Annotated in this window: 13 protein-coding genes; all 13 read left to right on the forward strand. The window is 34.2% G+C overall.

All coding sequences use genetic code 11. The features are described from left to right. Window positions 1-36 precede the first annotated feature (36 nt). The 13 genes from KA833_RS12255 to upp all read left to right on the forward strand — a co-directional run bounded on the left by KA833_RS12255 (window position 37) and on the right by upp (window position 12674). On the forward strand, window positions 37-1296 hold the full coding sequence (locus KA833_RS12255) for a UDP-N-acetylglucosamine 1-carboxyvinyltransferase (protein ID WP_070039523.1): 1260 nt from the start codon (window positions 37-39) through the stop codon (window positions 1294-1296). 87 nt (window positions 1297-1383) lie between these two features. Beyond that, window positions 1384-1707: a winged helix-turn-helix transcriptional regulator gene (locus KA833_RS12260; RefSeq protein ID WP_046207748.1), complete on the forward strand. Its 324-nt coding sequence runs from the start codon at window positions 1384-1386 to the stop codon at window positions 1705-1707. 434 nt (window positions 1708-2141) lie between these two features. Continuing rightward, window positions 2142-3572 carry an aldehyde dehydrogenase family protein gene (locus KA833_RS12265; protein WP_046207749.1) on the forward strand — a complete coding sequence of 477 codons (1431 nt, stop codon included), beginning with the start codon at window positions 2142-2144 and terminating at the stop codon, window positions 3570-3572. 560 nt (window positions 3573-4132) lie between these two features. Next, on the forward strand, window positions 4133-5449 hold the full coding sequence (gene rho / locus KA833_RS12270) for a transcription termination factor Rho (RefSeq protein ID WP_046207750.1): 1317 nt from the start codon (window positions 4133-4135) through the stop codon (window positions 5447-5449). A gap of 133 nt (window positions 5450-5582) precedes the next feature. Continuing rightward, on the forward strand, window positions 5583-5840 hold the full coding sequence (locus tag KA833_RS12275; protein ID WP_019468287.1) for a type B 50S ribosomal protein L31: 258 nt from the start codon (window positions 5583-5585) through the stop codon (window positions 5838-5840). Between the two features lie 202 nt (window positions 5841-6042). Further along, window positions 6043-6642, forward strand: a complete 600-nt coding sequence (locus KA833_RS12280; RefSeq protein ID WP_046207751.1) for a thymidine kinase — start codon at window positions 6043-6045, stop codon at window positions 6640-6642. Then, window positions 6642-7718, forward strand: a complete 1077-nt coding sequence (gene prfA, locus KA833_RS12285; RefSeq protein WP_046207752.1) for a peptide chain release factor 1 — start codon at window positions 6642-6644, stop codon at window positions 7716-7718. Before KA833_RS12280 ends, prfA begins: the two co-directional genes overlap by 1 nt. Continuing rightward, window positions 7705-8541: a peptide chain release factor N(5)-glutamine methyltransferase gene (gene prmC, locus KA833_RS12290; RefSeq protein ID WP_064209841.1), complete on the forward strand. Its 837-nt coding sequence runs from the start codon at window positions 7705-7707 to the stop codon at window positions 8539-8541. Before prfA ends, prmC begins: the two co-directional genes overlap by 14 nt. A gap of 95 nt (window positions 8542-8636) precedes the next feature. Then, complete coding sequence (locus KA833_RS12295; protein WP_046207754.1) at window positions 8637-9680, forward strand: L-threonylcarbamoyladenylate synthase; 1044 nt, start codon at window positions 8637-8639, stop codon at window positions 9678-9680. Further along, window positions 9677-10099 (forward strand): low molecular weight protein arginine phosphatase, encoded by a 423-nt coding sequence (locus KA833_RS12300; protein ID WP_046207755.1) that lies wholly within the window; start codon window positions 9677-9679, stop codon window positions 10097-10099. The genes KA833_RS12295 and KA833_RS12300 overlap by 4 nt, the downstream gene beginning before the upstream one ends. Before the next feature lie 144 nt (window positions 10100-10243). Continuing rightward, entirely contained in the window at window positions 10244-10768 is a 525-nt protein-coding gene (locus tag KA833_RS12305) for a TIGR01440 family protein (protein WP_192946473.1), read from the forward strand. A 21-nt stretch (window positions 10769-10789) separates the two neighbouring features. After that, window positions 10790-12028 carry a serine hydroxymethyltransferase gene (gene glyA / locus KA833_RS12310; protein WP_210128430.1) on the forward strand — a complete coding sequence of 413 codons (1239 nt, stop codon included), beginning with the start codon at window positions 10790-10792 and terminating at the stop codon, window positions 12026-12028. A 16-nt stretch (window positions 12029-12044) separates the two neighbouring features. Beyond that, on the forward strand, window positions 12045-12674 hold the full coding sequence (upp, locus tag KA833_RS12315; RefSeq protein ID WP_019468295.1) for a uracil phosphoribosyltransferase: 630 nt from the start codon (window positions 12045-12047) through the stop codon (window positions 12672-12674). Window positions 12675-12686 lie beyond the last annotated feature (12 nt).

Below are 12686 nucleotides of genomic sequence, written 5' to 3' on the forward strand. Positions count from 1 at the left end.
TGAAATACTGATTGAAAGGCAAAGGAGATCAAGCGAATGGCTCAAGAAGTAATAAAAATTAGAGGCGGTCAAACACTAAAAGGTGAAGTTAATAATCATGGTGCAAAAAATAGTGCTGTAGCAATCATTCCAGCTACAATTCTAGCGGAAGATAAAGTTACAATAGAAGGGTTACCACAAATCTCAGATGTTGAAACGCTAGTGAGTTTATTAGGTGATTTGAATATTGATGCAAAGCTAGACGGCACGACACTTGAAGTTGATCCAAATGAAATTGAAAATGCTCCATTACCTAATAATAAAGTAGAATCACTACGTGCTTCATATTATATGATGGGGGCAATGTTAGGTAGATTTAAAAAATGTGTAATTGGGTTGCCTGGCGGTTGTCCATTAGGTCCACGACCGATTGATCAACACATCAAGGGTTTTAAAGCATTAGGAGCGCATGTTGATGAATCCAGTGAAACATCTATGAAAATTGAAGCTGATCGTTTAACAGGTGCTAATATATTTTTAGATATCGTTAGTGTAGGTGCAACGATTAATATTATGTTGGCAGCAGTACGAGCTGAAGGACAAACTGTAATTGAAAACGCAGCGAAAGAACCAGAAGTGGTTGATGTAGCTAACTTCTTAACAAGTTTAGGCGCTAATATTAAAGGTGCTGGTACAAGTACAATCAAAATAAAAGGTGTTGAGCATTTACATGGATCACATCATCAAGTGATACCAGATAGAATTGAAGCAGGAACTTATATGTGTATTGCCGCAGCTTGTGGTGAAGATATTGTGATTAATAATATTATCCCTACCCATGTTGAGCCATTAACTGTTAAGTTGAAAGAACTTGGTGTAAACATAAATGTTGGTGATGATAGTGTAACAATTAAGAGAAGTACACCATATTCTAGTGTAGATATTAAAACATTAGTATACCCAGGTTTTGCTACAGATTTACAACAACCTATTACGCCATTATTATTTATGGCTGATGGAGTTTCTTTTGTGACTGAAACAATCTATCCAGCTCGATTCAAGCATGTCGAAGAACTTAAAAATATGGGTGCTAATATTACATCAGATAATGGTACTGCAACAATCAAACCATCTAAATTAACAGGCGCAGAAGTATACGCGAGTGATTTACGTGCAGGTGCTTGTCTAATTGTAGCTGGCTTATTAGCTGAAGGTGTTACTACAATTTATAATGTAAAACATATTTATCGTGGTTATACTAATATTGTTAAAACACTAAAATCACTTGGAGCAGACATTTGGACTGAAAAAATATAAAACATGTGGTATAATAATTATACTGAATGTATAAAGTAAATTATAGTTTATACAGTGGGGAAATATAATTGATATGAGGTGATGACCATGGAGGTTTGCCCTTATCTAGAAGAGACCTTTAAAATAGTAGGTAGAAGTTGGAACGGTCTTATCATTAATTACTTGTCTAGGTGCACGGAAAAATCTGCTCATTTTTCTGATATGAAACGTGATTTGAAAACAATTACGCCTCGTGCACTTAGCATAAAGCTCACAGACCTTAATGAATGGGGACTTGTAGAGAAAAAAATTATTTCTACTAGTCCTATGAACATTTTATATCAACTTACAGATAAAGGTGATGCCTTAGCATCGGCATTGGTTCCTATGGAAAAATGGGCCCAAGAATATATCGAGTTAGAAAGCGAATGATTTTAACTTTTTAATTTGACATTTTCATGTAATATTTTATTTGAATATGATTGTTATATCTAGTCTGTTTTTAACATACTAAGATTAGCTATAAAGAAATCTTTAATTAAAGATTTCTTTATAGCTTTTTTATTTATTGTCGAATCATCTAACCTTTAGTAGTGTTAAAATAATTTTGTTGATTAAGAGTGGATGTGCCGATTGACATGTCATGGTATGTTTAAATATTCTAAAAAAAGCAAAATTTTAAGGATATAAATGTTATTTCAAATTGATATATAACAAAATAATGCTATTATAACTATGCATAAATTTCAGGCGTAAAACCCTGTAATAACAACGTTTGCAATGATTTGGAATGAGCAGATATGTTTTAAAATTAAAAATCTAGGTTAGAATAAAAGCATGAACACAAATTAAGGAGTGAATAATTGATGAGAAATTTCACTAAACAATATATCGACGGAGAATGGGTAGAAAGTGCAAGTGGAGAAACACTTGATGTAATCAACCCAGCAACTGAAGAAGTGGCAGGCACAATTGCTAAAGGCAATAAAGAGGATGTTAATAAAGCGGTAGAAGCAGCAGATAAAGTATATTTAGAATTTAGACAAAGTTCTGTAGCAGAAAGAAAAGAACTGTTAGATAAAATTGTTCAAGAATATAAAAATAGAAAAGATGATATTGTTGACGCAATAACTGACGAATTAGGAGCTCCTTTAAAAGTATCTGAAAATGTCCATTATCAAATGGGGTTAAATCATTTTGAAGCTGCACGAGATGCATTAGATAATTTTGAATTTGAAGAAAGACGTGGCGACGATTTAGTTGTTAAGGAAGCAATTGGTGTTGCTGGATTAATTACACCATGGAATTTCCCAACTAACCAAACTTCATTAAAATTAGCAGCAGCTTTTGCGGCAGGAAGCCCAGTTGTATTAAAACCATCAGAAGAAACACCATTTGCAGCCATCATTTTAGCAGAAATATTTGATAAAGTTGGCGTACCTAAAGGTGTATTTAACTTAGTGAATGGTGATGGCCAAGGCGTTGGAAATCCACTAAGTGAACATCCAAAAGTAAGAATGATGTCCTTTACTGGATCTGGTCCAACTGGTGCAAGCATTATGAAGAAAGCAGCTGAAGATTTCAAAAAAGTATCATTAGAATTAGGAGGTAAATCTCCTTATATTATTTTAGATGATGCTGATATTGATGGTGCTGCAAGTGCAGCAACTGGTAAAGTCGTCAATAATACAGGACAAGTTTGTACTGCAGGAACTAGAACATTGGTACCAGCAAGTATAAAAGAAGAATTCTTAACAGCTGTTAAAGAAAAATTTAGCCAAGTTAAAGTTGGTGATCCTCGTGAAGAAGGTACACAAGTAGGACCAATTATTAGTAAAAAACAATTTGATCAAGTTCAATCATATATTGATAAAGGTGTAGAAGAAGGTGCCGAATTATTATACGGTGGTCCTGGAAAACCTGAAAACTTGGAAAAAGGCTATTTTGCAAGACCAACTATTTTTAATAATGTTGAAAATGATATGACAATTGCACAAGAAGAAATTTTCGGTCCTGTTATGTCTGTGATTACTTACAACGATTTAGACGAAGCAATTGAAATTGCAAATGATACGAAATATGGCTTAGCTGGTTATGTATATGGACAAGACAAAGAAAAACTGCATAAAGTTGCGCGTTCAATTGAGGCTGGAACAGTTGAAATAAATGAAGCTGGACGAAAACCAGACTTACCATTCGGTGGCTATAAACAATCAGGTTTAGGACGCGAATGGGGAGATTATGGCATAGAAGAATTCTTAGAAGTTAAATCTATTGCAGGATATTTTAACGCGTAATTTAATACAAAATAAAATTATAAGTTGTAATAAAAATATACTGTGACAAATAATCTCAAGCTTAAAAATGACTAATCCGTATGCTTATGGATTAGTCATTTTTTAATCTTCCGATTTTTAACATGCATGCGTGAGGATATGATTAGAGCCTGTAGCCTCTCATAACCACCATTTCTTCGGTGTAAGGACATTATAAAATCGCCAAAAATGAATGTTTAACTTATATTACTTAACGAAACGACAATCTCCAATTCCTAATATAAGTCTATTACGATATGCAAAGGTCAGTTTTTATATTTCTCAATGACAATTGATGTTAATGATTGAACCAGAGATACCTATGCTTAGCTCTAATTATTTTTAGAAATTTTGAATTATAAATTAAAGCATTACAATTTAACATACTGTTTTATTAACTAATTAGCTTTAAAGCAGTATTAATAAATTTCAAAAATTGAAATACATTTTGTAATTAAATAAAATATTTGCTATAGTTATAAAGGTAAATAGCGTAGCCCTCTATGTTATTTAAAACTTTTTTATGAAATGGGTGCAAGATAATGCCTGATAAAGTACGAACATCACCTCAGTACGAATCGTTCCACGAGTTATATAAAAATTACACTACTAAAGATCTCACTCAAAAAGCAAAATCACTGAAATTAACAAACTATAGTAAATTAAATAAAAAAGAGTTAGTTCTTGCAATTATGGAAGCCCAGATGGAAAAAGATGGCAACTATTATATGGAAGGTATCTTAGATGATATCCAACAAGATGGTTATGGCTTCTTAAGGACTGTCAATTATTCAAAAGGTGAAAAAGATATTTATATCTCTGCTAGCCAAATACGTCGTTTTGAAATTAAAAGAGGCGACAAAGTAACTGGTAAAGTAAGGAAACCAAAGGATAATGAAAAGTATTATGGTTTGCTACAAGTAGATTTTGTTAATGATGAGAATGCAGAAGAAGTTAAGAAAAGACCACATTTCCAAGCATTAACACCATTATATCCAGAAGAGCGCATCAAGCTAGAAACAACAAAAGAAAATTATTCTACACGTATTATGGATTTAATTACGCCAATTGGTTTAGGACAACGTGGTTTGATTGTTGCCCCACCAAAAGCTGGGAAAACGTCATTATTGAAAGAAATTGCAAATGCCATCGCAAGCAATAAACCTGATGCAGAATTATTTGTGCTACTTGTGGGTGAAAGACCAGAAGAAGTAACTGATATTGAGCGTTCTGTAGAATCAGCAGAAGTCGTTCATTCAACATTTGATGAACCACCACAGCACCATGTCAAAGTAGCAGAATTACTATTAGAACGTGCCAAGCGTTTAGTAGAAATAGGTAAAGATGTCATTATTCTTATGGATTCTATTACAAGACTTGCACGTGCATATAACTTGGTTATCCCGCCAAGCGGACGCACACTTTCAGGTGGTTTAGATCCAGCTTCATTACACAAACCTAAGGCATTCTTTGGTGCTGCGAGAAATATTGAAGCTGGTGGAAGTATGACGATATTAGCTACTGCTTTAGTAGATACAGGATCACGTATGGATGACATGATATATGAAGAATTTAAAGGGACAGGAAACATGGAATTACACCTTGATCGCAAACTGGCTGAACGCCGTGTCTTTCCAGCTATTGATATTGGTCGAAGTTCTACACGTAAAGAAGAATTACTAATACCGCCAAAAGATTTAGAGTCACTTTGGCAACTACGTAACATGTTCACAGATTCACTTGATTTCACAGAAAGATTTGTAAGAAAATTAAAACGTACAAAAACGAATCAAGAATTCTTTGAACAATTGCAACAAGCTGCCAAAGAAAGTACTAAAACTGGTAAGCCAATTATTTAAAGCAGCTTAACATTTAAATATGTGATTTAGGGTTGCGTTTTAGTTTTATAACAATTATAATTATCAAGTATTGGGTAAAAAAACTCACAAACAACTCTGTTCCAGATGGTTCAGGGCAAAGGAGCTGAAAAAAATGAAACAAAATATTCATCCTGAATACCACAAAGTTATCTTTTTAGATACAACTACAGACTTTAAATTCTTAAGTGGTTCAACAAAATCTTCATCAGAAACAATGGAATGGGAAGATGGAAATGAATACCCAGTTATTCGTTTAGATATTTCATCTGATTCACATCCATTTTACACAGGACGTCAAAAATTCGCTGCTGCGGATGGTCGTGTGGAACGTTTCAACAAGAAATTCGGATTCAAATCAAGCAACGAATAATTGTTGTCATAAGGCATTCTCATTTTATGAGAATGCTTTTTTATTTAACATGGACGATGTGAAGGTTTGAACAGAATTGCACAGTTGTTAGAGCACTTTGATTACATATTAAATTACAAATATCTTATGAGAAATTGATATTTTAAGATGGAAAATATGATATAATAAACCGATTATGTTTTGAAAAAGGGTGGAACGCATAATGAATGAAACTTATCATTCCGGGTGGATAGAATGTATAACTGGAAGTATGTTTAGTGGTAAATCTGAAGAATTAATTCGTCGTTTAAGACGTGGACTATATGCTAAACAAAAGGTGGTTGTATTTAAACCGGCAATAGATGATCGCTATCATAAAGATAAGATTGTGTCGCATAACGGCAATGCAATTGAGGCAATTAATATCTCGACAGCAGCTGAGATCTATAAACACGATTTAACAAATTTTGATATTATAGCAATTGATGAAGTTCAATTTTTCGAAAATAATATTGTCCATATTGTTGAAGAATTAGCTGAAAAGGGGCATAGAGTGATTACTGCAGGTTTAGATATGGATTTCAGAGGTGAACCATTTGAACCAATTCCCCATTTATTAGCAGTAAGTGAAGAAGTGACTAAACTACAAGCTGTATGTGCAGTATGTGGCTCGTCATCAAGCCGTACACAACGATTAATTGATGGTAATCCAGCAAAAATAGATGATCCAGTGATTCTCGTTGGCGCTAACGAAAGCTATGAACCTAGATGTAGGGCACATCATATTGTTGCACCAAGTAATCATGAGAAGGAGGAAATGTAGTGTTTGATCAATTAGACATTGTAGAGGAAAGATACGAGCAATTAAATGAAATGTTAAGTGATCCTGAAGTCGTAAATAACCCAGACAATTTACGAAAATATTCAAAAGAACAGGCTGATTTGCAAAAAACAGTAGAAGTATATCGTGAATATAAACAGGTTAAAGAAGATGTAACTGAAATAGATGATATGTTACAGGAAACAAAAGACGATGAAGAAGTTGAAATGCTTAAAGACGAAAAGCAAGAATTGAGTCAAAAAATTCCAGAACTGGAAGAAGAATTAAAATTCTTGTTAATTCCAAAAGACCCTAACGATGAAAAAGACGTAATTGTTGAAATTCGTGCAGCAGCTGGTGGGGATGAGGCTGCAATATTTGCTGGTGATTTATTTAGAATGTATTCTAGATATGCAGAAGCACATAGTTATAAAACTGATATCGTAGAAGCTACTGAAAGTGATCATGGTGGTTACAAAGAGATTAGCTTCTCTGTTTCAGGAACAGGCGCTTACAGTAAATTGAAATACGAAAATGGTGCACATCGTGTACAACGTGTACCAGCAACTGAGTCTGGAGGACGTATTCACACATCTACTGCTACTGTTGCCGTATTACCAGAAGTTGAAGATGTTGAGATAGAGATTCGAAATGAAGATATTAAAGTAGACACATATCGTTCTAGTGGTGCAGGTGGACAACACGTAAATACCACTGATTCTGCCGTTCGAATTACACATATACCGACAGGTGTCATTGCTACATCATCTGAGAAATCTCAAATTCAAAACCGTGAAAAAGCAATGAAAGTGTTAAAAGCACGTTTATTTGATATGAAATTACAAGAAGAACAACAAAAGTATGCTGCACAGCGTAAATCAGCTGTCGGTTCAGGTGATCGCTCAGAGAGAATTAGAACATACAATTATCCACAGAGTCGCGTAACGGATCATCGTATTGGATTGACATTGCAGAAATTAGAGCAAGTTATGGAAGGTAAGTTAGATGAGATTATTGATGCACTAACTTTAGCTGAACAAACTGATAAATTGAAAGAACTGAATGATGGTGAATTATAGAGAGCGATTAAAAATCGCACAAGACAAATGCGAAACTAAAGGTATTGAAGTAACACGAGCTGAATGGTTAATGCTTGATTTATTTCAATGGCAAAAATTAGATTATTTGCTACACGCAGATGAAGTTATGACGGAAGCACACAACGTGTTGTTTGATAATGCGGAAGCAAGGATGTTACAAGGCGAACCGATTCAATATATTGTAGGAACGCAAACTTTTTATGGTGAAATATTTAAAGTGAATGAGCATTGTTTAATTCCAAGGCCAGAAACCGAGGAAGTATTACTACATTTTTATAATTTGGTAAAATCGGGAGATAAAGTTGTAGATATTGGAACAGGTAGTGGTAACATACCTATTTTACTAAAAAAAATGAATCAAAATTTGGATGTTATAGCTACAGATTTATATGATGAAGCCTTATCTGTGGCAAAAGAAAACGCTGAGTATCATGATGTAGATGTTATATTTTTACAAGGCGATACCTTAAATCCATTAATAGAAAAGCATATTAAAGTGAATGGATTGATTTCAAATCCCCCCTATATCGCTGAGAGCGAAAAAGCTTTAATGGATGATACTGTTTTACAATATGAACCTATGAGTGCTTTGTTTGCTGAAAACAACGGCTTTCAAGTTTATGAAAAGATTTTAGATCAATTACCAGACGTATTATTACCTAATGCAATTGTTGTGTTTGAGATTGGTTATAAACAAGGAGCTACATTAAAAAGCAAAATTGAAAAAAAATATCCTGCTGTAAGTGTCCAAATAATAAAAGATATTAACGATAATGATAGAATGGTTTCTTTTAAATGGTAATTTAAGAAGTTGTGTACCTAACATGATATGTCATGAAGGTGCATAACTTCTTATTTTGTTTTAAAATTGAAATTAAGATGAAAGGGTGAGTATAAATGAAAACAAAAATATGGGATTTAAGAAATCATGTGACAGAAGATGCAAATGTAGATGCTTTTAATGAGATAAAAAATATTTTTGAAGCTGGTGGACTCATCGCTATACCAACTGAAACTGTATATGGTTTAGGTGGTGATGCAAGAAATGAACAAACTATAAAAAATATTTTTGCTGCAAAAGGTAGACCTTCAGATAATCCACTCATCGTGCATATACATAATGTTAAGCAACTAGATGTATTTACGAAGCATATTTCACAAGAAGTTAAAATACTGATGAATCAATTTTGGCCAGGACCAATTTCGTTTATTTTACCATTAAAAAAAGGATATTTATGTGAAAGTGTAAGTGGTGGACTTTCATCCATAGCGGTTAGAATGCCAAGTCATGTGATTGGGAGAAAAATATTAGAGTTTGTAGACATACCGATTGCCGCACCGAGCGCTAATTTAAGTGGTAGACCTTCTCCAACTAAGTTTGAACATGTATATCATGATTTAAACCAAAGCATTGATGGTATTGTTAATGGTGATCAAAGTGAAGAAGGTTTAGAAAGTACCGTGTTAGATTGCACGCAATACCCATTTAAAATTGCTCGTCCAGGATCTATCACCAAGTCGATGATTGAAAATGTTTTGCCAGGTTCTATTTCAGCAAAAGATGATTTAAATCAAGAAAAACCTATAGCCCCCGGAATGAAATATAAACATTATGCGCCAGATACGCCAATAACGATTGTATACGGCGTTCATCAACAACCATCCTCATGTAAAGATTGGAGTGATGTTGCGTTTATATTCCCGAAAGATAAATGTAAATATATTCCAAAAAACGCAACTTTCATTCCACTGTGTGAAAATGAAAGAGATATTAAAGGGGCAAACCATAATTTGTATCAAATATTGCACGATATAGACAAAAATAAAAAGATAAAAGAAGCTTATATATTTGGATTTGAAAATAGTGGCGAAGCAGTTGCTATTATGAATCGAATGCAAAAGGCGGCAAACTTTACCGTCGTTAAAGGAGAAAAATTATGAAAATCGTTTTTGTTTGTACTGGTAATACTTGTAGAAGTCCAATGGCAGAAAGTATTGCAAAAGCTAAAATACCTGACATCGAAGTTGCTTCGCGTGGTTTATTTGCATTAGATGGCGCACCTACCTCAGAACATACGCGTGCTATCTTAAAAGAAAAACAATTGCCAATACCTGACAATGCGCAACAATTCACTGAGATGGACATGCATGCAGATCTTATTTTGACAATGTCAAGGAGTCATAGAGATGCGATTAAACAAACGTATGGCGTAAATACACATATATTTACTTTAAGTGAATATGTATTGCATGGTGATGATGTTTCTGACCCATTTGGAGGAACTAAATCAGATTATATTGAAATTTATAATGAATTAAATTCATTGATTGAAAAATTAAAAAATAAAATATTAGAGTAAATAAATATGTGAAATTAGTATGAGTAAGTCATTAAATACGTTATAATAATTACGTGTAGCAAATGTGCTAGCAATTAAATTTGCCAGATTGGACTTATGTATTTTGGCTTACTTTTTTATCAAAATAAATAAGGGGTGTTTAATATGGAAGATTTAAGAGCATTGTTAGATGAACTAAAGTCTAAATCTTTCTTTAAAAAGGATGAGCTTTGTATTGTAGGTTGTTCTACTTCAGAAGTGATTGGCGAACGCATAGGTAGCGTCGGTTCAATGGAAGTAGCTAAAGATATATTTGAAGCATTAAAAGAGATTGAAACGGAAACAGGCGTTTCTTTTGTATTTCAAGGCTGTGAACATATCAATAGAGCAATTACGATTGAAAAAGCTAACTTCGACCCCACAACGATGGAAGAAGTAACCGTTGTACCCGATGTCCATGCTGGAGGTAGTTTAGCTACGTATGCATATCAGCATATGGAAGCGCCTATGGTGGTTGAAACTATAACTGTTCCGAAAGGTATAGATATTGGTCAAACATTAATTGGTATGCATATCAAACATGTAGCAATACCCGAACGTACAAGCGTGAAGCAAATTGGCGAAGCAATTGTTACAATCGCTTCTTCAAGACCTAAAAAAATTGGTGGCGAAAGAGCAAAATACAACTAATACAGAAACGAGGGTTTACTAATGTCATTTATTAAAGATCAAGATAAAGAAATTTATGAAGTGATTCAAAACGAGTTCAACCGTCAAAATAACAATATAGAGTTAATTGCGTCAGAAAACTTTGTGTCGGAAGCAGTTATGGAAGCTCAAGGTTCAGTATTAACTAATAAGTATGCTGAAGGTTATCCGAACAGAAGATATTACGGTGGTTGTGAATATGTCGATGTATCTGAAACATTAGCTATTGAGAGAGCAAAGCAATTATTTGGTGCAGAACATGTTAACGTTCAACCACATTCTGGTTCACAAGCAAATATGGCTGTTTATCTCGTGGCATTAGAACACGGAGATACTGTATTAGGTATGAATTTAAGTCATGGTGGGCACTTAACTCATGGTGCGCCAGTAAACTTTAGTGGTCAATTTTATAACTTTGTCGAATATGGTGTCGACAAAGAAAGCGAACAAATAGACTATGACGAAGTATTAAAAGTAGCAAAAGCGCACCAACCTAAGTTAATCGTTGCTGGGGCTTCTGCATACTCAAAAACAATAGACTTCAAACGTTTTAGAGAAATTGCTGATGAAGTAGGCGCTAAATTGATGGTAGATATGGCTCATATCGCTGGATTAGTCGCTGCAGGCTTACACCCAAGTCCAGTAGAATATGCTGATTTTGTAACTACAACAACACATAAAACATTACGTGGCCCTCGTGGTGGAATGATTTTATGTAAAGAAGAATACAAAAAGCAAATTGACAAAACAATCTTCCCAGGCATTCAAGGTGGCCCTTTAGAACATGTTATTGCTGCCAAAGCAGTAGCGTTCGGTGAAGCACTACAAGATGATTTTAAAACATATCAGCAACTAGTTATTAAAAATGCAAAAGTATTAGCTGATACACTAAATAAAGAAGGATTTAGAGTAGTATCTGGCGGTACTGATAATCACCTAGTATGCGTAGATGTAAAAGGATCAGTCAATATTACTGGTAAAGTAGCAGAAGAAGCCCTTGACTCAATAGGTATTACTTGTAATAAAAATACAATACCATTTGATCAAGAAAAACCTTTTGTAACAAGTGGTTTAAGACTTGGTACACCAGCAGCTACTACACGTGGTTTTGATGAAGCGGCATTTGAAGAAGTAGCTAAAATTATAAGCTTAGTGTTAAAAGATCCTGAAAACGAAACAACATTAAAAGAAGGACAAGAAAGAGTTAAAGCATTAACTACGAAACATCCTTTATATAATTAAATTGGAGGAAGTAATTATGGGCAACGTACATGTTTTTGATCACCCACTTATTCAACACAAATTAAGTTACATTAGAGATGTACATACAGGTACAAAAGAATTTAGAGAACTCGTAGATGAAGTAGGCATGTTAATGGCTTACGAAGTGACTAGAAATCTAGAGTTACAAGATGTAGAAATTGAAACGCCTGTTACTAAAATGATAGCTAAGCGTTTAACCGGTAAAAAATTAGCATTTATTCCCATTTTAAGAGCAGGTCTTGGCATGACACAAGGTATCTTAAATCTTGTGCCGGCAGCAAGAATAGGTCATGTTGGCTTATACAGAGATCCTGAAACGCTAGAAGCAGTTGAGTATTTTGTGAAATTACCACAAGATATTGAAGAAAGAGAAATTGTCGTAGTTGATCCAATGCTAGCGACTGGTGCTTCCGCAATTGAAGCGATTAATTCACTTAAAAAACGTGGCGCCAAGCATATCAGATTTATGTGTCTAATTGCAGCACCAGAAGGTGTGGAAAAATTACAAGAAGCACATGAAGATGTCGATATCTATATCGCAGCATTAGATGAGAAATTAGATGACCATGCTTATATTACACCTGGATTAGGTGACGCTGGTGACCGTTTATTCGGTACAAAATAGTTTGACCCAGGA

It is taken from the genome of Staphylococcus sp. GDY8P67P, assembly GCF_017892545.1.
In the GTDB taxonomy this organism is placed as follows: domain Bacteria; phylum Bacillota; class Bacilli; order Staphylococcales; family Staphylococcaceae; genus Staphylococcus; species Staphylococcus ureilyticus.